Genomic DNA, 22,570 nt, shown 5'->3' with positions numbered 1-22,570 from the left:
CGTAACGCCTCGATGCCGCCTTCGTCCAGACGGGCCTTCCATGTGTATGCCGTCTGCCGCGCCACGCCAACGGCCTTCGCGGCTTCGGCTGGCGTCTTGCCCGCCAGCATGAGGCGTCCAGCTCGCATTCGCTTGCGCGTCGCTTCGTCCATCTTGGCCATGAACCTCATCCGTCATCAAGGCGATGATCGTATAACGCTCAAGCCGAGAATCGGTTGTCATGGATTTGGTAATACTCAATAAGCGCTGAGAGCGGACACGCTATCCAGCGTCGTGCAAGATCAACGCACCGCATGCAGCAAACAACGCGGAAACGTCTAACAGTGCACCTCTTCGGTTCAACCCAAACGACCCCAGCATGCTTGAGTTGAATTCAATTTGCGGCCGGCCGCTTGTGCTCAAAATGGGTCAACTGCTCGATAAGTCTGCGGGACCAACAATCCCCATCCACGCGAACAACACCAATTAGCACGAACAGGTCGACCCGTTCTCCTTATTAGACAACGCGACGAACTCGTTGAAACGCCCGCCCGTCATTCCCCACAAGTCCTGCTGCGAACTTGATGATGCCCATGTTGGTCGACGCAGGCAAGGGTTTTTTGTCGACCGTTTGTTCGCTTGTATGCAGCTACGTCGATCGACGCTGCAAGAGGCTATTAAGGCTTGTATGCTCTTTCGAGAAGTGTCCAACCCGCTCGGCGCACCCGCGCGCCGACACGGTGCGGCTGGTGGATGCAAATGCCGGCTTACGCCCTCATTGTCCGAGGCGCAGCAGCGCTTCCGTCGCCGTTCAGGAGGGTGCCACCGGCAGCAAACAAACTATTCATCGCGGCTCTTGGCGCGGCGACCGCTTATCATCTTGCGTGCCTTGCCTGAAGAACCCAAAAGCGTGGACGAACCATTTCGAATCCCTTTCTCGATACGTTCATTGGCCAGCTTAACGGCACCCCGGGGTTCAGTGTCACGCGAGCGACCGAACCGCCGAAGAAGGGCGCTAGCGGTTGTCCGTCGCATCTCCGGGCGGCCGATTCGATCCGGTTCAGTTTGATCGGCGCATACCCATGGGTACAAGCGCAGCACGAGCTTGAGCAAAGAAGACATCCGGCGAACTGCTGCACAAGAGCTCGAAGGCAGCATGTGCCTCTCGAAGCTGAGCCGCCAGCCAAAGATCCTCGAACTGCTGTCCCCACAGAGTTCGTTGCACCAGTTCCACGGCACCGCATTCAGCCGCGAAATCAAGCACTGGCAAGAAACTCCGATCCTCGATAATTGCGCGGCCGTAGGTGCGTGCTAAGGAGGTGAACACAGCGAGCTCGATTGCACTCGGGCGGACCGGGACACTCGGCGTTGCGTCGATGTCATGTGCGGCAGCACTCGCCGCGCTTCGCCAGAGGATGGCAGCCTCATCGATCAGCAATACGATACGCGCAACCTCTTCGTCGGGAAACTCGTCATTGCCTTGAGACACCGAACTTGCCTCGCTTTGAGAACGTTTCAATACGGGATCTTATCCAAATCTGGCGCATTGCGCCGATCGGAAGACGAGGCTTACGTTGCACCTTGGGCTCAGCATACCGCCCGACTGCGAAATAAGAGTGGCCGCCTAGGCTCGCGCGCCGAAGCGAACAACGGGTCACTACGGCTCCCATGGATCGGATATGGCTGCGCGATAATCAACAGCCTTCTCGGTCGGCAGGGGCCTCGGTCGCCCGCAGAGAACGTTTATCGGTGCAGCGCTCGGGCCCGTTGCGCGCTCCTGCAATTGAATGAATCTATCGATGTAGCAAAACTAGGGTCTTGAAAGACCGCTGAGACGACCTATGTCGATAATAGCATTCACACCCACCATCAAACCGCTGCGCGACGGGCCGCTGGCGGGCAATGTGTGTGTCCTGTTCGGATGCAAAAAATACTGAGCGAAACCATTGATGAGTATGCCAGGTGCAAGCCCGTACTGCGCGTGAACATCGAAAGCGAATGTATTTTGGTGGACACTGGTGCTGCCCCACCCGTTTATCGTGCTGAGTTGCTGCTCGTAAAGCGCGCGCCCTTCGCTCAAGCGGATATAGCGTGCCGTCGAGCCGATCAGTGCAGCAGGATTGTTCCTGAGAAAGCCGCCATACTCGGCGCCGCCAAAGGCCTCAACGGGATATGACTGACCCGCTCCGGGTGTGATGAAAGCACCTCCGTACAACGCGAGGTTAGGGCGCACAGGCCCCTCAGAAGCCTTCGCAGTCCATACCACTTGTCTAGCCTGTCCAAAGAAACCGCATGTGCCACTCCGATGCATGAGCGCAGTTCCGAGAGGATTGAGAGCCTGACTCGAGCCGTCCACGTTATTGAGGTCGTCTGTATACGGGCTCGTGCTGTGATAAAGACCAGCTTCGGCGTTGAGGGGATATGACAAATCGGAAAAATCCGTGGTGTACAACATATTTGCGACGCCTATGAGGCCCGTCCTCGTTCGCGTACGCCAATCCCATCCGGCTGAGCTTGTGAAAAGAGCGGGGTCGTCTTCGATTACTCCGAGCCCCAGCCGAGTATGGGGCGACAGCTGGTACGCAATTCGCCCTCCCCAGACCGATTTCGCGAACCCCGGCACGTTAAGCGTTATCGCCGGGGTCGATGCGAGGCATCCAGTACACATCGTCGAAACCATGAAGTCGTCGGCGAGGTTCATCCGTCCGTATTCGATATGTAGTCGCTTCTCGAACAGGTCATGCGAAAGTGTGAATTTGACGAGATCGGAAGTGGTGGTCTGGACGGGGAAGGGCGTGAAGGCCGAGCCGGCCTGAAATGCGTAGAAACGGGTATTGTGAGAAGGGGGTTCCCACGCTTCGGTAACATGGAAATGTGTTTTAGGAATCCCGATCAGCTTGCTGAGGTCAACGTCTGCGGACGTGAAGAGTGCGAAATAGTCTACCGAATGGCCTGCTGAAATACCGGTAGTAGGATTGACGAAATATGAGTTTGCCAAGATCAGGCCCAGAGTGATCCCGTGCGCTTCCAGGGCATCCCCGATCTTTCTCATGGGGCCCTTTCTCTGACCCGGCGGTTCGCTGATCGGAGGCTGTACGCTGACGCTAAGCAGTCCGGGTGGATTCTGGCCGGTTTCCGTGCTCGCGTGGAGGGTTGGATTTTCGACGCTCGCACCAATGGCGGAAGCTGCCGGACTGACAGCGCTTGCGGCGGTGCCTCTATCCTGTCGGTCATATCCTGTGTCAGCCAGTAAGGTTCCAGGCTCCAGCTCAATGCTTGCGGCCGTCGCCGCAATCGGCAAGAGCGCAAGTGCGATGGTTAGCGCCATACCAGCGTGTACGAAGCCGGTGAATTTGTGCATGTCTCCTCCGCTATAGTAATTTTGAACGAGGCGGCTCTTTAGCCGTTTGTCGCCATGATTGAGACATCCCTCGTCCACCTCACGAAGAATGTCGGTCCAGACACTTGGATGTTTTTGTTCGAAACTTAGTTAGTATCGCTAAATGAGTAGACTGGTAGTCTCGTATCGATACTCGATTCCGGAGATCAGGTCATATCCGCTATGCTGGCTGGTAGAGAGGGACTCGCGGTCTTGACTTCGTGCCCGACCCACCGTTGCCGAACGGCACGTCTGGTGTGTCGATTCCTGCGGAAAATCGGTGGCGGCGCTTGAACTGCTGCCGAACCTCAGATGCCAAGCCGACCATGCGGCGTGTCGGTGTTGATCATGGAGTCCTGGGGCATGTTGTCACCTTGATCATGCTGCGCGGCCTCCTCTCATTGCAAGCGCTACGTTGCAACGAGAGGGACACAAAGCCCGTTTGCGATCAGAAGGGATAACGAGCCGGCACGCCGCCCAACGTCATCCACTGCCATTCGGTAAATTCGTCAACATTTGTTGTGCTACCGAAGCGAGAGCCGTTACCTGACTGCCCCATACCGCCCATGGGGATGCCGGGCAGATCTGAAATGGTCTGGTCGTTGATGTGCACCATTCCCGCCCGGATGCGTCTCGCTAGACGCAGACCGCGCTCAAGCGATGTCGTCTGTAATGCGGCTGAAAGCCCGTACTCGGTATCGTTGGCCATTTGAATCGCATGCTCTTCGTCTTCGGCGATGCTGACGGGCGCAACAGGCCCGAAGATTTCATGAATATAAGCTGCCATTCCCGGTCGCACGCCTGCAAGAACAGTTGGCTGGTAGTAGGGGGTCTCGTACGTTCCGCCTGTGAGCAACTCGGCGCCTTCCGCGACGCTTGCCGTGACGAGTTCATGAATACGTCCGATTTGTCGCTGATTGATAATCGGGCCGATTGCGACGTCTTCGCGGAACGGGTCGCCTACCTTCAGCCTCTGCGCGCGCTGTCGAAGCGCGTCGAGATAGGCGTCTGCCACGCTGCGCAGAACGATATGCCGGCCCGCAGCCATGCAGATCTGACCTTGATGCAGAAACGAGCCCCACGCACCGGCTGAGGCAGCGGCTTCAATGTCTGCGTCGTCAAGAACGATGAATGGACTTTTTCCGCCAAGTTCCAGCGAGACTTTCTTGACGTGCTCGCCCGCCAGCTGACCGACACGCCGTCCTACCCGGGTGGAACCGGTGAACGTGACGAGTCGGACTGCCGGCGCACAGACCAGCGCCTCACCGACGTCTGCTCCACCATTGACGATCTGCAATACGCCCTCTGGCAGCCCAGCCTCGGCGAAAATCTGCGCCAGGACGACGCCGCCGGTTATCGGCGTTTGCGGATCAGGCTTCAGGACAACCGCATTCCCCAGCGCCAACGCTGGGGCCACTGAGCGCATTGCCAGCAGAAGCGGAAAGTTCCAGGGTGAGATCACACCCACCACACCAAGCGGTACGCGATGAGCGATGCTCAAGCGGCCGGGATCGGCCGAATGCAGCACGTGTCCTTCCGGTTCAACGAAAAGTGCCGCCGAGTGCAACAACTCGCCGATCGTGCCGTTCAGTTCCGTTTCTGCTTTTCCGCGCACGCCGCCGGTTTCGCGGACGATCCAGTCTAGAACCGTAGCGCGGTTGTTCTCCAGAGCGGTTGCCGCGAGTTGCATCACGCGGGCTCTGGCTTCCGGTGCGGTGGCTTGCCACTGTGCTTGCGCCCGCGCCGCGCGCTCGACTGCCTCGAGAACGGTCTTCGGCGTGCTGCCTCCCACTGTAGCCAGCGTGTGTCCCGTGGCAGGTTCACGGACTTCGATGACCTCGCCTTCCGACGAAGTCCATCGGCCTTGAAAGACGCGCCCATCCCAGATGGATGGGGAGAGGATACCGTCGGTGTGCAATCGGTGGTCGATGGTCGGGATGTCATTCATTCTATTTCGCCTTTTCGTCGAGATGGACAGGGTCGTTTTGCCTTCGGTGTAAGTAAAGCGCTTCCAGTTTCACCTGCTCCGCGAACATTGCAGTACGGCGGTCATGCGCGCATATGGCCGTAATGACGCGTTCGGTATGGACTTTGTATTCTTTAACGATCGAAGGGGACGCAATGAGACAACTACCGATGCGCCATGAGAGGAAGGCCTTTATTGCGTCGATGCAGACATTCAGCAGTGGATTGTGTGCAGCGTGCTGCTGAAATCGCTCGAAGCTCTGCAGGGCGGCGATAGGAACGGGGGCCGATAGCTGCCTCAAATCGGTACAAAGTCCAAGAAGCGCCATGCGGTCTTCCGCGCTGGCGTGCTCCGCAGCCCACCCTGCACACTCGATGCTCAGGGCGCGAAAGACACGCTCGCCATCCAATTCGTCGACTGCATGGGCAAGGAAGAACGCGGAAATAAGCCTGCTTAACGGCGCAGTACTCGGCAGTCGCGTCACGAGCCCGCGTCCTCGGCCGGGCAATGCGGTTGCCGTTTCCGCGTCCTCCATCAGGCGGATTGCCTGACGAATGATGCTTTTATCGACCCGATACTCGCCGGTCAGATCGAATTCGTTGCCGATCAGATGACCGCGCGACCATCTGCTTGGCTCGGTTGCCGACATCAATTCATGCACGACCTGCATTGCTTGGTTCTTGAAGTAATCTCCTTCGGGCAATTGGGGCGGCGAGAACTCATGTTCGCCTGGACGTACCTCAAGACGCGCGATGGCTGATGGAAGGAGATCGTTTCTCAACCAATCCACAAGGAGCGCTTCCGCGTCATGTGACGCCGCGATTTCTCGGAGTCGCTGCATGGCCGGCTTGTCGAGGAGATCAGCCGCATGCTGCGGAAGAAGAGACTCTACACATGTCCCGAGAAGCGTCAGGACGGTGCTCTGCGTGGCCGCTATCAGGGCTCTCCCAAGGTCACGCATGCTGAGGTTGGGCTGGTCGCACCATTGCGCAAGCCGGGCCCCTAGATCCGTGCTGGTCCGCGCGTTGGCCCCGAGCATCAGCTGTATTGCAACAGAGCCCATGATGGTCCACATCTCCAGCACACGGACGCGCTGGAGACTCGTCACGTAGGCATAACCGGCCAGGCGACCGAGGAGGTCTTCGAGGCGGGGGCGCACAACCTCGAGGCCGCCATGAGGACCGCGGCGCATCTTGGCGTGATCGCGCCCTTCGAGCAGTCGCACGACCTCGCGAAGGACGTCACGACCAACACCGTAACGTTCCGCCAGTGCGGCCTCTCCGCCGAAATTTCGGCCAGTCGGCCAGCCCTCACGCAGAAACTCTTCCTCCAGATCGTTGGCAATGAGCAGCGGGCGTTTATTGAGCGGCTCGCTTCCGGTCACGCTCCTCACCAATTTTGCGAGTTGTGCCTCATAACCGGCGGAAGGCGCTTGCTCATCCTGTCTTGTCTCAAGCAGGTCGGGTTTCATTGATGGCTCCCTGACGGCAGGGTCCGTGCCGGCGCTTGATCGTCCTGCTTTGCCGTCGCAACGCGCAATCGATCAAGCAGACCGATGCAAAAGGTGGCGACGACGACTGCTCCAGCGACGAAGAACAACGGAATCGTGTATCCGCCAGTCCGGTCGATGCCCAGTCCAATCAAAACCGGCGCAAGGCCGATGGCTATCATGGTCAGCCCGAGGAGAATGCCGAAGATTTCTGCGGAACCCTTCAAGCCGAAATATCTCGTGAGAAGAAAAGGCGTGAGTGCCGACGTCGCGCTCATTCCTGCACCGAGGAGACTCGCACCCAGCAGGATCACGGGCAGCGAGGTCGTGGCCGCCATGATGGCGAGGCCTACAAGGGGGATCGCGAAAAACAGTTGAACAATACGCAGGCTACTGGTTTTGTCGACGAATGAAGCGGAGAGCAGGGCGCCGGCCACACCGGATAGAAACAACACTGACATGACGGCCGACGCGCTTTCGGGTGAAATCGAGCGGCTCGTCAGCCAACCGACGATGTGCACGCTGAACCCGATCAGGGAAGCCGACAAGAGGCAATTGGCGGTGACAAGTAACCAGAAGGTGCCGGTCGTGGCGGCATGGGCGGAGGATCGCTTCGTGACGGCTGGAAGCGGCCTCATGGCAATGCCTGACGGATTCGGGCGCAGCGAAGTCAGACTGGCGGCAAGCCCGACGACGAGAACGGTCCCGGCCAAGAGCTGATATGTCTCGCGCCAACCGAAGCCCACGATCAACTTCTGCACGACAGGGGCAACGATTGCCTGGGCGCACATCGGGGTCACGGAAAGAACGACGCTCAAGGCGAGTGCGCGATGGCGATCGTACCAGGACGACACCAAGGCCACGAAAGAAGGGGGGCCGGCCAACGAAGCACCCATCCCCAGGCTGAGCGCGGCAGTCCAGAAGAAAGTATCGGTTCCCCGCATGAACGACAGCAGCACCATGCTGAGTCCGATCAACGTCAAGCCGATCGCCACAGGCCAGCGGACGCCAATCCGATCGATGAGACGGCCGGCAAACGGCATCAGAAGCGCCGCGCAAACGGAGGAGATCGTGATCACCTGCGAAAAAACAGCGTGCCCCCAGCCCATCTCTCGAGAAACCGGCCCCAAAAACACGGGAAACGAGCCCATGAAGATTGCTGACATGTCCAGTGCCATACATAGCACAGCAGCGACCGTAACTTGCAACCGATTAGGACCGGTCATTTGTCTCCTCCTTCGGGCCTCAAGGCCATTCTTTGAAAGTGATGCGAAGCTACTGCTCGGCCGGGCGCTATTCCTTCAGCGCGCCGTCCCAATGCTCGGCCAGTTTCCCATCTTCAATGCGCCACATATCGAACCAATAGGTGCGGTAGGTTTGGGACGGGTTCGACGGATCGGGAAGGTCGCGAGGCAGCACCATCACGATGCGATCGCCTTCGACGACGAACATCGGGGGCTCGGTAGCGGGCCGCATGGACTTGCGAGCACGTTCCGCTTCTTCCGAGCGGGTAAATTGGATGATCGCGTCCGCGCCAGACGGGATGTTGGGGTTGTGCTGGATGTAGCTTTCCGTCAGATAGCGGCGCGCCTGCTCCGACATGTCGGGGTCGAGCAGCAGCTCCATGACTTTCAGCACCAGCTGACAGGCCGCGTCGCGATCAAGCGTTGTGGTGGTTTGCACAGTTTCGATTCCTTTCATGAGGGTTTAAATGTTTTCTCAGGACCAGGCAGGTACAGACGCACCATCGATCCACGCCGAGTGGATACCAAGTCGCATGCGAAGCGGTAGTTTGATCCGGGCTATGGGGCCTGCCTCGAGTGACAGGCTGTTCAGCACCACCAGTTCACTTCGCCGCTCGAGGGGGTAATTCACGATGGCGATCAGGAATCCATCCCCTTCGGCGGCGTCGGCAGACCGAGGCACGAAGACTGGATCCTGGAACGTGGCTGCGGGGCCCGGATAATAGGATTCGCGTGTCCCGGTTTCGAGGTCGAAACGGCTCAACTGATTGAACATCACGGGCATCGGTCGACCGTTTTTGTCAGTCGTGAGCTTGCTGCGATCCAGCGTTGGCACGAAGACGTGGCGCTGTCGCTTCATTTCCCATCGGGGGTCAATGTGCGGGCCTTCCCCATTGACGCTCGCGAGCACGGTCCCGTGTCCCAGTTCTTCGGTCGAAGCGTGATAGTCAATCTCCCACCGCACGATCGAGGTGCCGGCACTTCCAGGGGGCGCGGTATTGCCTTGCCGGTCCGAAATCACCGGCGCGAAGCCATTGCCGTCCGCCTCGAGCACGTCGAAAATGATCCGTCCATCTTCCTCGAAGGCGTTGACGGTATGGCCGGTGAAACCCGGCGGAGCGCGAAACCAGCGCACATCGCTTGCGGAGCCGCGTCTCGGAAGAACGCCAAAGATCTGGGGCATATCGGGCTCGTAGACAAAATGAGGCCCCCCTTCCTTCAAACGCCCAAGGTCGCTCGTCACGGGCATGATGGGCAGGACCGTGTAATTTAGCGTAATGGCACAATCGTGAATCATCGCTGCGACGGGGGCTTCGAACCATGCTTCGTGTTCGACGCTGCCATCCTTGCGGAGAACGTAATATGCGATGTCGCGGGTAGTTTCGCCTCTTGCGGCATACCCGTATCCAATCAGTTCGCCGGTTTGCGGATCGATCTTGGGATGGGCGGTGAACGTCCGGCTGGTAATGGAGCCGCCCGCGGTGCACACGCCTCGCGTGTCGAGGGTGACGGGATCGATTTCGTGTGGCAAGCCGTCTTCCTTCGCGGCAAAAAGCTTGCCGGCGTGGAAGAACAAGGCGGTGTTGGCTGTGGTCCGGCTTTTGCCTTCCACCGAAGGATCGTCCGAAAACGGGTCGCGATAGTTGCCGAACAACGACCGCCTCGCCTTGCGTTCCAGCAAGAAGCGCTCGGTACGAACAAAGCGGGTGCGATAGTCGACGTGTCCATCCTTGAATCGGAACGCGCGGACGGTACCGTCGCCGCCTGCGGCGGCCGTCATCGGATGTAGGTTCTCGACTACCGGCGGGAAGACCTGATCTGGCACGGCCTGCACCATGAGACCGTCGAGGTCGGGCGGGATGGCGCCCTCCACGATTTCAAGGTCGTAAACTTCGCCCTCAAAGCGACAAGGCTCATCCATCCCTTCGGTCATGACCGGGGGAAAGGCTTTTGTCATGCTAACGCTCCTCCATTTAGTGACGCTCGGAAATGCACGCCTGGCATAAAGATATCCCCGCGGTATCTTTAAACTAGACGGCGAATCAACGAACGTCGAACCAGGGAGGCTATCCGTCGTCTGGTTTTCGCTACCCGACTCCCCCATTCTGGCGGCAACGAGAAGCAGTCAAAGGGGGGAGGGATCTTGCACTCGATCGATTTGGAGAGCGGAAGTTCGCGACCGCTCAGGGCGGCGGCGCTTCAATATCTGCACGACCGCCTGGGGCCGCGGGGCGACGAAGCATGCCGGTTGGCCCGCTACTCAGAAAATAACCGGATAGCGGATTCTGGCCCCATCACGCTGATTGACGACTTTCCGTCACTGCAGCTGTTTGACGATCCCTTGCAGTCGCAGGTGGTCGCGTTCGGCGCGGCGGAGGCGGGGGGGCAGATAAGGCCGTACGCGCTTCGTCTGAAGGTCAGTGCCGGTCGCATCTCCGAGGTCGAGGAGATCATCAGCACCGCTTGCGCGGGGCATTTCGCGGACGCCGTGCAACTGCTCAAGCCCGACGTGCTGTACGAGGCGCCCGTTCCTCCACACCGCGCCACTGAGCGCGATCAATTGGAGTCGGTGGCGGACAGCTACTGGTCGGCGTTGCAGGAAAGTGACGGGAGCCTGGCACGGTTCGCCTATCGTTGCGATCGATACGACAACGGCAAGAAGATCACCAACAACCTTTCGATTCTGTTGTCCGCCGATGCTGCGGTGCATACGCCTGCAAGCTGCGTCTACGCGACACGGCCGGCGCGGCCAATCGCGCGGAACCGGCGCTTCCCCGTCGTGGATCGTCGGTTGGGCATTGTCGTCAGCTTCGTTCTTGTCGACTTTCATCCTGCGCCGCATCTGGATCGACCTGATTGCGGGACGTTCTATATGGCCGGAGTTTTCAAGGTAACAGACGGCGAGATCCGTAGTCTTGACGAAATACGGGAAATACTTCCGCTGGGTGCGGCGGAAATATGGTGAAAGAGATTAAGCCGTCTTGTTTCTCGATTCCCTGTAGGGCGAAATGATATTAACTGTCGAGTGACAGTCAAATTATTCAGGTGAGGCTGTGATGCAGAAAGTCGATAATACATCCATACATGAGTCAACATTTTCCTCGCCGCAGGGACGGAAGATTCGAGATGCTATCCGTAGCCTGGTGCCACTCATTCGCGAAAACGCACCTGAAGGCGAGAAATTGGGGTGTCTGCCGCCGTCTACGCTCGAAGCGTTGGATAAAACTGGCGCATTCAAGGTGTCCTTGCCGGAAAAGTTTGGCGGCTATGCACTGGGCGCGCGCGATCTTGCGGAAATCATTTCGGAGATTGCACGAGGTGATGGCTCTGCGGGCTGGATTTCCATGATTGCGTCCGGTTTCGCGCGCGTCATGCTGACTTTCCCGGACCGTACCGTCGAGGAGGTCTATCCGCACGCGCGCGACTGGCAAGGCCCGGTGGTCGCCAGTGCTTCTCTTTTCTCGGATCGGATTCAGCGCGCTCGCCGTGTCGAGGGCGGCTATGTCGTTGAGGGCGGCGGGAAATGGGGGTTTGCAAGTGGCTGCAAGCATGCTGCGTTCGTGGTCGTGGGAGCTCAGGTCGGCGACCTTCGAGGCATGATCCTTCTGGAGCGCGGCCAGTATGAGATCGTGGACGATTGGCAGGTGATGGGCCTTTGCGGCTCGTCCAGCAATAGTATCGTAGTGAAAGAAGATGTGTTCGTACCGGAACACCGTTTCGCTGACCTCGCGAATTTGCCGACCAATCTGGACAATCTACGCAACCGTTTCACGGGGCTGGGTTATCAGCTCGATGGACTCGGCCTCATGCTGATTGTCGCGATGGAGACGATGTCGATCACGCTCGGGATGGCACGTGGTGCTTACGAGTGTTTTGTAGAGCAGTGTGCTTCCAAAAAGCCGTTCAATCTGCCCTATGACACATTGGCCGCGACGCCCTCCATCCAGGTTGTCGCCGGCAAGACAAAAGCGATGATCAATGCTGCCGAGGCGCTGATCTTCTCCCGCGCTGATTATATTGACCGCAAGGCGATGGCTTCCTCCGCCTTCATGCCGGCCGAAGAAGCCGAGATCATGATGGATTTGGTGCACGCAGGGAATGTGTGTGGAGCGGCGGTCGACATGATCCAGATTGCCCTTGGTTCATTCACGGTGAGCTTGAAAAATCCGATTCAACGCTATGTACGCGACATACGCGTCGCTTTGACTCACGGTTCTACGCGACTGGATCCCGCATCGGAAATCAGTGGACGCCAGCTCATGGGCCTTCCCCCGTTGGCCGCGTTCGCCGCGGCTGTCCCTGGCGTTGACAAGGCCAAGCGGACATCGCGTGCTGCCTGAAAAGAACCAGACAATTTTTAATTTCTAGACAACAAAGGCCTTACAAGGCCAAGAGGATTTCTATGCAACTCGACCTTCAAGGCAAGCGCTGCCTTGTCACTGGAAGCAGTTCAGGCATCGGGAGAAGCGTAGCACTCGAGCTGGCAAAGGAAGGTGCGGAAATCATCGTTCATGGCCGGGATGCGGCACGCACGCGTCAGACCGCGATGGAGATTCGGTCTGCGGGCGGCACCGCCTTCGAAGTACTCGGCGATCTGATGAACGAGGCGCAGGCTCAGTGCGTCGCGGACGATGTTCGTGCACTCGGTGGTGTGGACATCCTCGTGAATAATGCCGGGGGACGGCATGAGGGATGGGCCCAGCTAGGTTGGCTCGGCAACAAGGGTTCAAACTGGATCGAAACCTACAAGCAAAACGTCGTCTCGACCGTCACGCTGATCAACGCGTTGGCGCCGGTCATGGTCGAACGTGGTTGGGGGCGCATCATCCAGATCGCCAGCGCCATCGCGCTGCACCAACCGCCCAACTTCCCGGATTATCAGGCGGCCAAGGCAGCGGAAATCAACCTTTCCCGTTCTCTTTCGCGCGGCATGGCCGGCACCGGCGTGACGTCGAATGCGATCAGCGTCGGTATCATCCACACGCCCGGTTCTGACGCGGAACTTGTCAATATCGCCCGCAGCGCAGGTTTTGGCGAAGCGTGGTCCGCGCACGAACGCGAGCTCGCCCTTGGCGTTTTTCGCCAGAGTACGGGCCGTGTGGGCCGCCCCGAGGACATCGCTGCAGCGGTTTGCTTCCTTGCTAGCGCACGCGCGGATTTCATCACGGGAATCAACATGGTCGTCGATGGCGGGATCTAGCCGCCGGGCTTGGCGCCACGTCTGGAAGGTGGGGCACAGGACACAGGAGAGTCAGGATGGTTCAAGTGCTGACTTCGATGCGGGAAGTCGATGGCAAGGTCGCGTTTATCACCGGCGGCAGCAGTGGGATCGGTCTGGGCATTGCGCGGGCGTTCGTCAACGCGGGTATGAAAGTCGCATTTTCCTACCGGACGCAGTCACACCTGGACCGGGCAATGGGCTTTTTCCGCGGTAAGGAAGACAACGTGCATGCCATCAATGTCGACGTGACCGATCGACCCGGCATGGCACGGGCCGCCGAGGAGACTGTTCGCCGGTTCGGTAAGGTTCACGTCCTGGTCAACAATGCTGCCGTGGGAATGATAACCGGTTTGGTCGATGCCACATTCGATGACTGGGACTGGGTGACGAGCGTGAATATCGACGGCGTTTTCAACGGGATTCGGGCTTTTCTCCCTTTGATCCTTGCCCATGGCGAAGGCGGCCACGTCGTTAGCACGTCATCCATGGGCGGGCTCGTTGTTGCAAAAGGGAGCGTTTATTCAGCAACGAAATTTGCCGTGGTCGGGATGATGGAAGGCCTGCGAGCCGAACTCTGCGACACCAACGTCAGCGCGTCGGTTTATTGCCCGGGCGGCGTGAACAGCAATATCCGCCACTCCGATCGCAACCGCCCTGAACACCTGTCGGTGAGTGGCGTCGCGCCTGGGTCGGAGGAGCGCGCATTTCCGGACGGCCTGAGCGAGCGATGCCCTGACCCGGCAAGCGACGGTCCATGCATGGATTCCCTGGAAGCTGGCGAATGGGTGCTTCACGGGATACGCAATAACGTCATGTACATCCTGTCGCACCCCGAATTCAAGCCGGCTGTTCGAGATCGTGCGGAGGCGTTGCTCGCGTCGTTCCCCAGCGGGGGGCGAGCCGTGCCGCAGTCGAGGCTTGACGATGAACGGGAGATCCTGCGTCCCCAAATGTATGTCATCGAACGTGAGCGCGCGCTCCGGAGCGGTTCGTGTTCTGACTGAGCGCGGAGCACGATGTTGCGCCTGTGCAGGCCGACTGAAAATGATCGCTTCCTCGCATGCGTGCGCGGTGGATAAGCGGTTTTGCGAGAAATAAGAATAGACTCCTTCCCCGGGAAATCTACCCGCAATAGATCATCGAGGTAGGGTTTGTGGACCGGTCAGGCATTCGGTTTCCATTTCTGACGTCTGGTTTAGATGGCTTAGGTACTCTATAAATAGCGATAAAGCGGCTTGCTTGCCTGCCTGGCGTGGCTTATTCGAAAGAGGGGCGCTGTCGCCTGCCGCAATTCCGCGTTGAGGCACGTGAATGCCCGTGTCTACGGCGTATTCGACGTTGCAAACAGGAAATGAGGCAATTCGTCTGGCAGGCAATCATATGTCGGCCTTCTTTCTTCACGCCCAGGTCATCCAGATTGAAGCGGATGGCCTGGATGGACCTAATGCGAATATCATGACCCAAGCTCCTTTCGATTCCCGGGATTTTCGCCGTGCCCTCGGCCGCTTCACGACCGGTGTAACTGTTGTGACTGCTGGCCGCAACGGGGCGGCGCCGATCGGCATTACATGTAACAGCTTCACTTCCTTGTCCTTGGATCCACCGCTGGTCCAGTGGTCGATCGCAAACAATTCCCGCAACTATCCGGCAATGTGCGTCGCGACTCATTTCGCGGTTCATGTGCTCGAAGCCGGTCAGGGCGAACTGTGTCATCAGTTTTCTGCGAGGGACATCGATCGATTTGCGAATGTCCCGCTCGAAACGGGCCTGCATGGTCTTCCACTGTTGCGGGATTACCATGCGCGCTTCGAATGCGAAGTGTATGCACGCCACGAGGCAGGCGACCACACCATTATCGTGGGTCGAGTGCTTCGGCTATCCCACAACGAAGGCGATCCGCTGATCTTTTATTGCGGCACATTGCTGCATGCGGTGTCCCTTGAGCCGACAAGCATCTGAGCGCCGATGCTGTGGTTTGACGCAAATACGCTCCGGCAAAAAATACGGAATGTGGACGGCTGTCTGGGGAGCCTGAATCGTCCGGTCATGCCTTGATTGGAACTGGAAACCGTATTTCCGCCCGCCTTTTTGTTGGCGGCGTAGATTGAATGCCAGAGTGAGCTTAAGCGCGCTGGTCGGCTGCAATTCGAAAGTTTCGGCAATGTGTGTGATGCAGCCGAGTGAATCCGTGGCACGGATAGGCCAACGTGCCGCACGCGACGTGCCTGTCGCTTATTTTCGCATGGCTGTCGTCATTTGCTCACGGCCTTCCCGGATCTGATAGGAGATTGAGATGAAACTCGTGAGCATCCGTCACGCAGATATGAATTCATTTGGCGTCGCGCTCGATGAGGGAGTCATCGACCTCGCGCCGTTCGCTTCGGATGTCGGATCGTCGCTGAAAGAAGCGCTCGCGCGCAACAGCCTGAGTGCGATCGAAGCGGTTGTGCGCGAGATGCAGGTTATCTTGCCGTGGAGGGAGGTCGAACTGCGTCCCGTCGTGCCCGACCCCGACAAAATTCTTTGTGTGGGCATCAACTACATGACGCACGTGAAGGAAACGGGCCGCGATATTCCAACGAAGCCCATGTTCTTCACACGCTTTGCCGATTCGCAGACTGCTCACGATGCACCCATCGTCCGTCCGCTGGCTTCGCACAAGCTGGACTTCGAAGGCGAGCTGGCCGTCGTGATCGGGCGCACGGCGCGTCACGTGAAAGCCGCCAACGCGTTCGACTACGTTGCGGGCTATGCCTGCTACAACGACGGCAGCGTGCGCGATTGGCAGCGCCATACGATCCAGTTCACACCCGGGAAGAATTTCCCGTCTACGGGAAGTTTCGGGCCTTGGCTCGTCACGGCCGATGACGTCGGTGATCCATCCCAGCTCTCGCTCGTGACGCGTCTGAACGGCGAAGTCGTGCAGCAGGCGCCGCTGGACGATCTGATCTTCGATATCCCGACCTTGATCGAATATTGCAGCACGTTCACGGTGCTTCGTCCCGGCGACGTAATCATCACGGGAACGACGGGCGGTGTCGGCGCGTTCCGCGAGCCGCCGCTGTGGATGAAGCCTGGCGACATCGTCGAAGTTGAAATTTCGAAGATCGGTGTGTTGCGCAACACGATTGCCGATGAACGCCCCTGATCGGAAGAATAAAGTGGGAAGGAGAACGCTCGAATGCGCGCCGAAACTATCGGCTCCTTCCGAACGGCCCGGTCGTTCGACCTCGACGCCGCCGTGCTGCAGAGCGTCGCATTTCGTCGGCCACGGCGGCCCCGATTCGGCTGGGGGCCAGAGTTTCCGCGCATAGGCGCTTTCCCGTCCCGTGCAATGGCGGTGAGGACATCCGCTGCCGAGCGTGAAAGGGTTCTGGTGCCGGGCTCGGCCGTCGCCGTGAATACCGCAGAGTCGATTCGTTGATGGCGCCCCACGCGCGGATCTGCGAGGTGAATGGCCGGGCGCAGTCGTGAATGGCCAGATCGTCGCGCTGCGTTGCCCCACATGTCTCACACAGAGACGGCAATCGCGTCCGCCGATCAATGTGCAGCAACGCCGGGCATGGCCGTTCGCGCGTCTGGATCACGGACACACCGCGTCGAAAATGCGCGCACAGCTTCCATGGCGCAAGCCTAATCCGGAGTAATCTGTATGAACAGTCTTCAGCAAACTACGCCCGCAAGTCTGCATCATCTGCGCATTGTCAGCGCAAATCCGGACAAGCTGGTGAAATTCTACGGACGGATGCTGGCCCTGACGGCCGTTCCGTTTGCCAAGTCGGAGGGTGTGGTGATGACCGGCCCGTCGCGCGCGATCATCGTCAGTCCGCAACGAGGCAATACCGCGCCCTACTACGCGTATTCCGTTTTGGACACGCTGGCGCTCGGTCGACTGGCAGAACGTTTGACTGCGAGCGCCGTGGCGTTCGAGCCGATCGACGACCCGTTGTTCTCAGGCGGCGCCATCGTCTTCAGCGATCCACAAGGCCGGCGCTTTGTGTTCGGCGTAGGGGCTCGCACCGAAGGGCAGGGCGGGCCCGCACGTCTCCAGCACACCGTCTTTCAGACTACTGAGCTCGAGCGTGTGACGCGTTTCTTCGTCGATAGGATCGGCTTTACGATTTCCGATGAAGTGGTCGATGCCGAAGGCAACGTGACGGTCGTCTTCCTGCGCTCGGATGACGAGCACCACACGCTCGCGTTTTTCCGTGGCAGCAGGAACGAATGGGATCACCATTGCTACGAGACGAACGACTGGAACGACATCCGTGACTGGGGCGACCGCTTCGCAGCGGCTGAAGTCCCGATTTTCTTTGGGCCTGGCCGGCATGGCCCCGGCAACAACCTGTTCTTTATGGTCAACGATCCGGACGGCAACTGTCTCGAGTTCTCAGCCGAGCTGTTGCGGGTGGAGGCCGATGCGGAACCCGGCGTGTGGCCTCAGTGCGAACGGACGCTCAACTCCTGGGGTCGCGCGTGGATTCGCTCGTAACCGGCCCGCCATTGCTGCCTTTGAAATACCCCGACCGATACCTGAGATACGTCTCCAAAGAATCGCCGCGCCGGTGCGTGTGGAACCGCCGGTGCGCAAGACGCCTGCCTTGCGGGCCGCGGCGAGGTCAGGGAGTCGATGGCCAGCACGCCTCGCACGGCGCGGCTCCGCAGCGAACGCGCAGCCCTTCCGTTGAATCAAAGCTGCGCGACTTCCTTGCTGACAGCCGTGGACTGAAAGTGCCGGCAGACGCCAGTCGTCGCAGCACCGCCACAACGCTTCACTCACATAGCTGTAAGTGCTTAGCTCGCGCAGCGGCTCCGTTTGCAACTGCGCGTGCACGCGCTGGAACAGGCCGACGCACCGCATGTCGCTGCATTGCGCGAAGCACACGATACGGGTGTCGATGTCGAGCACGTGCAGCGTCTGTTTGAAGAAACCATCAGCTCGGTTTTGCCCAGTAGCGGACCCGTCGAATGCACTTAGATCAGTCCGTCCAGCGAGGCCGGCAAGGTCGCCGGCAACCAGCCGCCGGACACGCTCGCCGGACAGCTCGAGCACGGCATGCGGGGGGGCCGCCATCGGCTTCACGCGGCCTCCACGGTGCGGGCCGACACGTCGCGCTTCCAGGTGGCCATGAGGTCGCTGAGGAGCGCTGGCGCGTCGCCGCTGCCGAATACATAGAACTCCGGTCTGACGAGCACTGCAGGGGCGCCCAATTGCTCGAACCAGTGTGCGTAGGTTGCGTCGACGTCGCGCGCCGGGCACGATCCGACGATGCCGATGGTTGGTGAGTCGCGTCAAGGTAGCGTTTAGACCTTTAGGGCACTGCCCATGCACGCCCCGATAACTTCGGTGCGTCGTCAGCGGCTAGCAATTACTCCACTTGACAACGCCGACAGCAGTCAATATCGTTTCGTTAAAGAGAACACGGTTTCTTTAAAAAGAACAAAATAACGACCGTGCCATTAACACGAAATTTGGAGACGAGCATGCCCCCCCCTCAATCGGCCGCCGATAGCGCGCTGCTCAAACGGTTGTTCTGGCGGCTGATGCCGCTCGTTACACTGATGTATCTCGTCGCCGTAATCGATCGTCAAAACGTTGGCTTCGCTAAACTGCAAATGGTCCACGCGCTGGGTATGAGCGAGACCGCGTACGGACTTGCGTCGTCGTTGTTCTTCATCGGATACCTGGTATTTGAGCTTCCTAGCGTCATGGCCGTCCATCGCTTCGGTGCGCGCATGTGGTTTGCACGCATTGTGCTGACATGGGGTCTGTTGACCATTTTCCTGGGCTTTGTGACGTCGGGATCAATGTTCACGGCACTGCGCTTCCTTCTTGGCGCTGCGGAAGCGGGCTTATACCCTGGTTTAATCTACTACCTGACGTTGTGGTTTCCAAAAAGCTATCAAGTCCGTGCCCTCGGCGTGCTGACTCTGGGCAGCGCCTTTGGCAATATGCTGGGCTCGTTGCTTGGCGGCCTGTTTCTTGATCTCAACGGTGCATGGGGACTCGCAGGCTGGCAATGGGTCTTTGTCGCGACTGGCGTCCCAGCCCTTGTGGTAACGATCCTCACGTTACGTTACCTGCCCGACAACCCACAAACAGCCGCGTTCCTTGGTCCACAAGAGAGGGCTCAGCTGAGCGCTGCAATTGAGCGCGAACGTGTACCCGGGGTTGGTCACGCTAGCATCTGGGGGGTGTTAGTCGATCCGCGGACACTGCTCTTCTCGCTCGCCTATATGCTTATCTTGACCGCACTGTATGGTGTCATCTACTGGCTGCCCACTGTGATCAAGGGCTTCGGCGTCTCAGGCACGACGAACGGCATTCTGAATGCGGTACCGTGGGGCATCGCAGCGGTCATGCTGGTAATCGTGCCGCGCCGGTTACGAAATCAGCATGATGTCCTGATCGGCATGGCGCTCATTTCCCTCATTGGGGTGGTGTGTTTCCTCGTCAGCGTCAGCGCGGAAAACGTGCTTCTTCGCTTCGCGGCGCTTGCAATCGGCACGCCTTGCGTTTCGCTCATTCTTCCGTGCTTCTGGTCAATCCCGCCACGCTACTTCAAGGGCGCGCAGGCAGCCGCAAGCCTTGCCGCCATCAGCAGCTTCGGAAATATTGGCGGTTTCCTGGCGCAAAACGTCATGCCGTGGGTCGCGAAACACGTTGGCGGCGCAGGCGGTGCGATGTATGTGCCGGCCGCCTGCCTCGTCGTTCTTGCGTTTGGCGCCTTGCGCGCTAGATTTCTTTCGCCTGCGACGTCCGCGCACGCCTAAGTATTGATTAACTCAGCTGCGCCGGGCGCTGCCGCATCAATCCAGATATCTGACTTTACTGCAGTTGCGTGGCGCTTGCCGTGCAAGGATTAAGCACGTCTACATCATTAGTAATACGAAGGTGCTGGACGTTCGATTTTTTGGCAATGAATTTCTGGACTTTCTAAATGAAAAGAACATTATTTGCGGCGCTTGCCGCTAGCGCTTGCGCCGGTACGGCATATGCACAAAGCAGTGTGACGCTGTACGGAATTGTGGATGCAGGGTTCCGGTTCAACAGCAACGCTGGCGGCCACCCTTCACGGGAGCTTATCGGGGGAAATCAGAGTGCGAACCGCTTTGGTCTGATAGGAGCAGAGGATCTGGGAGGCGGCCTGAAAGCGATCTTCACGCTCGAGAACGGCTTTAACATAGCGAACGGGACGTTGGGAAACGGCGGCCTAATATTCGGTCGGCAGGCTTTCGTCGGGCTCAGCGGCAACTTTGGTACCGTCGCACTGGGGCGCCAGTACCCGACACTTTCCCAGTTTCTGGGTCCATTTGAGGCTGCCTCCGACTGGGGAGGACGTGGATCAGGCTTCGGCTACCATCCAGGCGGCCTTGACGATGTCGACGGAACGCAACGCGCCAACAATGCACTCAAGTTCACAAGCGTGAATTATGCCGGTTTGCGTTTTGGAGGCACCTACAGTCTAGGCGGTGTTCCTGGTTCGGTGACGCAGAACGAGATCATCTCGCTAGGCCTGACTTACAACAATGGACCCTTTGCCTTCGCCGCAGCATATCTGTTCGCCAAGAATCCGAACTATTCGCTTTTCGGCGGGAACGGCAACAGTAATACGCCGGCTTCAACAAACGGGTTGAATGTTACAAGCCCGGTCTTTAGCGGCTACGCCTCTGCAGCATCACAACGCGTGTTGGGCGCAGGCGTCTCCTATCAGATCGAACGTGCGACGGTGGGGGCGCTCTTCACCAGCACGCAATTGAACGATGTCGGTGGCACACGAATTAACGGGGCGCCGCCCGCCCGAGGTGTCGCAGGTACTTCGCCTCGTTTCAACACGGGTGAGTTGAATCTCAAGTACCAGTACACGCCCTCGTTTCTGATGGGCGTCTCCTACGCGTACACACGATCGAGCTCCTACGCGGGACAGACAGGGGCAAGCTACCAGCAATGGATTATCGGAGCTGATTACCTCCTTTCGAAGCGCACCGATCTATACATTGTTGGTCTGCATCAAAAGGCGGCAGGCATTGATTCAACCGGAAAGACAGCGGTCGCCGCAATGGCGTTTGCCGTACCATCCACAAGCAACGAGCAAAGCGCTCTTATGTTCGGTATTCGCCATACGTTCTGATTTGCCATGCTGTTCGTGCTTGGCAATTGAAGGAGCGCTCTTTCGCTCCTGGATTGACCCGCTCGGACGGATCTCTATATCAACGAACGGGCAGTGGGTCGCTTCTACGACCGCGACGCTGCCCTGGGCGGTGGGCAACTCGCATAGCGACACGTTTCTTGAGGTCGAGCGCAGGACCCCTAGAACAACAGTCGATGTTCTATGCAAGCTACTTCTCAACTGGGAATAGCGGTCAGGTTTCGCCGCCTCGTAGATCATCTCGCTCCGGACGCCACTTCACGAAGTTTATCGTCGACGCGACCCGCTCGAGATAATCGCCTCTCAGGGGCTCCTCATGGAGCTCTTTTGCCGACGCACCCGCGTCGGCTTTTTTTTCGTTCGCCGAACATGCGCGACAGCGTGAGAGTGCAGTGCCTCCCGCCGCCAGACGCGATGGCAATGGACTGATGAATCGCGAGGTTTGTCGTCGTCAGACGCTACGAAAGCGTTCGGCAAACTATGACCTGACGAGAAGAAGCCAGACGTGAGCCATCACCTGAGCGAACGAACCTGCCAGTGGTCGTACGGTTCTTAGCAATTAGTCCTTACCCGGTCCATTAATGACGCCCTTCGGTGTACATGGTGTCGCGCGCTGCCCTCGGCGGTACGCACGGTGACTCCCACACTGATTTCCGGAATCGTACGTCCGGAACCTGTCGCTTCAGAACAGCAAGATCGGGGCGGGATGCTGGGCTTTTGCGTTGCTCGAACCGTAGGACGGCGAAGGCGCGCATTCTGGACATGCGAATCTTTGCCGCGCGTCACTTCCGTCAGGTAGGCTAAAACGAATGCTCGGCATGGTGCCGTAGTCGTCTTTTCCAGGTGCTCCCGTGTCTAACGCCAAACTAGTTGCTTGGCCGCATCCGAGTGCGCTGCCCTCACTGCTCGAATTCGCGACACATTGGGGGGTGCGAAGCGGACCTACGGAAGCAGATCACATTGCGGTCCAATTGCTCGGACTCGTTGGTCTTATAGAGTGGAGCTTACCTTCGGAGCATTCCAATCAGAAGGAACTGGACAGAGACCTGCGCAAACAGGCCGGACATAGTGGAATGGCCTCGTCCCACCTTCGATGCGTGAATGCAAATGATCGCCATCAGAGGGTATGGCAGTATGAGCAC

The 22,570-nt window shown here is 58.7% G+C and carries 18 protein-coding genes; 10 read left to right on the top strand and 8 right to left on the bottom strand.

Annotation, left to right across the window (positions count from 1 at the left end):
* Both NCS02_RS35830 and NCS02_RS35825 read right to left on the bottom strand, forming a co-directional pair.
* The coding region (locus NCS02_RS35830; protein WP_250523695.1) for a helix-turn-helix domain-containing protein at window positions 1–161 on the bottom strand (161 nt) is incomplete at its 3' end.
* Window positions 162–1,039: 878 nt separating this feature from the next.
* Window positions 1,040–1,498: a hypothetical protein gene (locus tag NCS02_RS35825; protein WP_250520720.1), complete on the bottom strand. Its 459-nt coding sequence runs from the start codon at window positions 1,496–1,498 to the stop codon at window positions 1,040–1,042.
* Between the two features lie 19 nt (window positions 1,499–1,517).
* Here NCS02_RS35825 and NCS02_RS36585 point away from each other — a divergent pair, with 19 nt between their 5' ends.
* Window positions 1,518–1,607 (top strand): aspartyl/asparaginyl beta-hydroxylase domain-containing protein, encoded by a 90-nt coding sequence (locus NCS02_RS36585; protein ID WP_350029921.1) that lies wholly within the window; start codon window positions 1,518–1,520, stop codon window positions 1,605–1,607.
* Window positions 1,608–1,789: 182 nt separating this feature from the next.
* Here NCS02_RS36585 and NCS02_RS35820 read toward each other — a convergent pair whose 3' ends face one another.
* From NCS02_RS35820 to NCS02_RS35795, 6 genes are all read right to left on the bottom strand, one after another.
* Window positions 1,790–3,340: a carbohydrate porin gene (locus tag NCS02_RS35820; RefSeq protein WP_250523694.1), complete on the bottom strand. Its 1,551-nt coding sequence runs from the start codon at window positions 3,338–3,340 to the stop codon at window positions 1,790–1,792.
* 466 nt (window positions 3,341–3,806) lie between these two features.
* Window positions 3,807–5,306, bottom strand: a complete 1,500-nt coding sequence (locus NCS02_RS35815; protein WP_250520722.1) for an aldehyde dehydrogenase family protein — start codon at window positions 5,304–5,306, stop codon at window positions 3,807–3,809.
* 1 nt (window position 5,307) lies between these two features.
* Entirely contained in the window at window positions 5,308–6,795 is a 1,488-nt protein-coding gene (locus NCS02_RS35810; RefSeq protein ID WP_250520723.1) for a GntR family transcriptional regulator, read from the bottom strand.
* Complete coding sequence (locus NCS02_RS35805) at window positions 6,792–7,979, bottom strand: MFS transporter (RefSeq protein WP_250520724.1); 1,188 nt, start codon at window positions 7,977–7,979, stop codon at window positions 6,792–6,794. The genes NCS02_RS35810 and NCS02_RS35805 overlap by 4 nt, the downstream gene beginning before the upstream one ends.
* A 127-nt stretch (window positions 7,980–8,106) precedes the next feature.
* A complete protein-coding gene (locus tag NCS02_RS35800; RefSeq protein ID WP_250523693.1) occupies window positions 8,107–8,514 on the bottom strand; it encodes a nuclear transport factor 2 family protein in 408 nt (135 codons plus the stop codon).
* Between the two features lie 18 nt (window positions 8,515–8,532).
* Window positions 8,533–10,014 (bottom strand): carotenoid oxygenase family protein, encoded by a 1,482-nt coding sequence (locus NCS02_RS35795; protein WP_250520726.1) that lies wholly within the window; start codon window positions 10,012–10,014, stop codon window positions 8,533–8,535.
* Window positions 10,015–10,200: 186 nt separating this feature from the next.
* Here NCS02_RS35795 and NCS02_RS35790 point away from each other — a divergent pair, with 186 nt between their 5' ends.
* The 9 genes from NCS02_RS35790 (at window position 10,201) to NCS02_RS35750 (ending at window position 21,410) form a co-directional block, all read left to right on the top strand.
* A complete protein-coding gene (locus tag NCS02_RS35790) occupies window positions 10,201–11,022 on the top strand; it encodes a DUF8021 domain-containing protein (protein WP_250520727.1) in 822 nt (273 codons plus the stop codon).
* Between the two features lie 91 nt (window positions 11,023–11,113).
* The gene (locus NCS02_RS35785) at window positions 11,114–12,397 is read left to right on the top strand and encodes an acyl-CoA dehydrogenase family protein (RefSeq protein ID WP_250520728.1); all 1,284 of its coding nucleotides are present in this window, start codon (window positions 11,114–11,116) and stop codon (window positions 12,395–12,397) included.
* 62 nt (window positions 12,398–12,459) lie between these two features.
* Window positions 12,460–13,257: an SDR family NAD(P)-dependent oxidoreductase gene (locus tag NCS02_RS35780; RefSeq protein ID WP_250520729.1), complete on the top strand. Its 798-nt coding sequence runs from the start codon at window positions 12,460–12,462 to the stop codon at window positions 13,255–13,257.
* A 56-nt stretch (window positions 13,258–13,313) separates the two neighbouring features.
* Window positions 13,314–14,282 carry an SDR family NAD(P)-dependent oxidoreductase gene (locus NCS02_RS35775; RefSeq protein WP_250520730.1) on the top strand — a complete coding sequence of 323 codons (969 nt, stop codon included), beginning with the start codon at window positions 13,314–13,316 and terminating at the stop codon, window positions 14,280–14,282.
* 307 nt (window positions 14,283–14,589) lie between these two features.
* Window positions 14,590–15,237: a flavin reductase family protein gene (locus NCS02_RS35770; protein WP_250520731.1), complete on the top strand. Its 648-nt coding sequence runs from the start codon at window positions 14,590–14,592 to the stop codon at window positions 15,235–15,237.
* Between the two features lie 334 nt (window positions 15,238–15,571).
* Window positions 15,572–16,426: a fumarylacetoacetate hydrolase family protein gene (locus NCS02_RS35765; RefSeq protein ID WP_250520732.1), complete on the top strand. Its 855-nt coding sequence runs from the start codon at window positions 15,572–15,574 to the stop codon at window positions 16,424–16,426.
* A 504-nt stretch (window positions 16,427–16,930) separates the two neighbouring features.
* A complete protein-coding gene (locus NCS02_RS35760; RefSeq protein ID WP_250520733.1) occupies window positions 16,931–17,770 on the top strand; it encodes a VOC family protein in 840 nt (279 codons plus the stop codon).
* Window positions 17,771–18,762: 992 nt separating this feature from the next.
* On the top strand, window positions 18,763–20,052 hold the full coding sequence (locus NCS02_RS35755) for an MFS transporter (protein WP_250520734.1): 1,290 nt from the start codon (window positions 18,763–18,765) through the stop codon (window positions 20,050–20,052).
* A gap of 167 nt (window positions 20,053–20,219) precedes the next feature.
* Window positions 20,220–21,410 (top strand): porin, encoded by a 1,191-nt coding sequence (locus tag NCS02_RS35750; protein WP_250520735.1) that lies wholly within the window; start codon window positions 20,220–20,222, stop codon window positions 21,408–21,410.
* Window positions 21,411–22,570: the final 1,160 nt, after the last annotated feature.

It is taken from the genome of Caballeronia sp. NCF2 (genome assembly GCF_023631205.1).
Classification (GTDB): domain Bacteria; phylum Pseudomonadota; class Gammaproteobacteria; order Burkholderiales; family Burkholderiaceae; genus Caballeronia; species Caballeronia zhejiangensis.
Note: the sequence above shows the minus strand (reverse complement) of the source record. Positions and strands in the feature narration are given on the sequence as shown.

Bases quoted from the DNA above. Each gene is read 5' to 3' on its own strand.
- NCS02_RS35820 (WP_250523694.1), bottom strand. From the start codon at position 3,340: ATGCACAAATTCACCGGCTTCGTACACGCTGGTATGGCGCTAACCATC.
- NCS02_RS35815 (WP_250520722.1), bottom strand. From the start codon at position 5,306: ATGAATGACATCCCGACCATCGACCACCGATTGCACACCGACGGTATC.
- NCS02_RS35810 (WP_250520723.1), bottom strand. From the start codon at position 6,795: ATGAAACCCGACCTGCTTGAGACAAGACAGGATGAGCAAGCGCCTTCC.
- NCS02_RS35805 (WP_250520724.1), bottom strand. From the start codon at position 7,979: ATGTCAGCAATCTTCATGGGCTCGTTTCCCGTGTTTTTGGGGCCGGTT.
- NCS02_RS35800 (WP_250523693.1), bottom strand. From the start codon at position 8,514: ATGAAAGGAATCGAAACTGTGCAAACCACCACAACGCTTGATCGCGAC.
- NCS02_RS35795 (WP_250520726.1), bottom strand. From the start codon at position 10,014: ATGACAAAAGCCTTTCCCCCGGTCATGACCGAAGGGATGGATGAGCCT.
- NCS02_RS35785 (WP_250520728.1), top strand. From the start codon at position 11,114: ATGCAGAAAGTCGATAATACATCCATACATGAGTCAACATTTTCCTCG.
- NCS02_RS35780 (WP_250520729.1), top strand. From the start codon at position 12,460: ATGCAACTCGACCTTCAAGGCAAGCGCTGCCTTGTCACTGGAAGCAGT.
- NCS02_RS35775 (WP_250520730.1), top strand. From the start codon at position 13,314: ATGGTTCAAGTGCTGACTTCGATGCGGGAAGTCGATGGCAAGGTCGCG.
- NCS02_RS35770 (WP_250520731.1), top strand. From the start codon at position 14,590: ATGCCCGTGTCTACGGCGTATTCGACGTTGCAAACAGGAAATGAGGCA.
- NCS02_RS35765 (WP_250520732.1), top strand. From the start codon at position 15,572: ATGAAACTCGTGAGCATCCGTCACGCAGATATGAATTCATTTGGCGTC.
- NCS02_RS35760 (WP_250520733.1), top strand. From the start codon at position 16,931: ATGAACAGTCTTCAGCAAACTACGCCCGCAAGTCTGCATCATCTGCGC.
- NCS02_RS35755 (WP_250520734.1), top strand. From the start codon at position 18,763: ATGCCCCCCCCTCAATCGGCCGCCGATAGCGCGCTGCTCAAACGGTTG.
- NCS02_RS35750 (WP_250520735.1), top strand. From the start codon at position 20,220: ATGAAAAGAACATTATTTGCGGCGCTTGCCGCTAGCGCTTGCGCCGGT.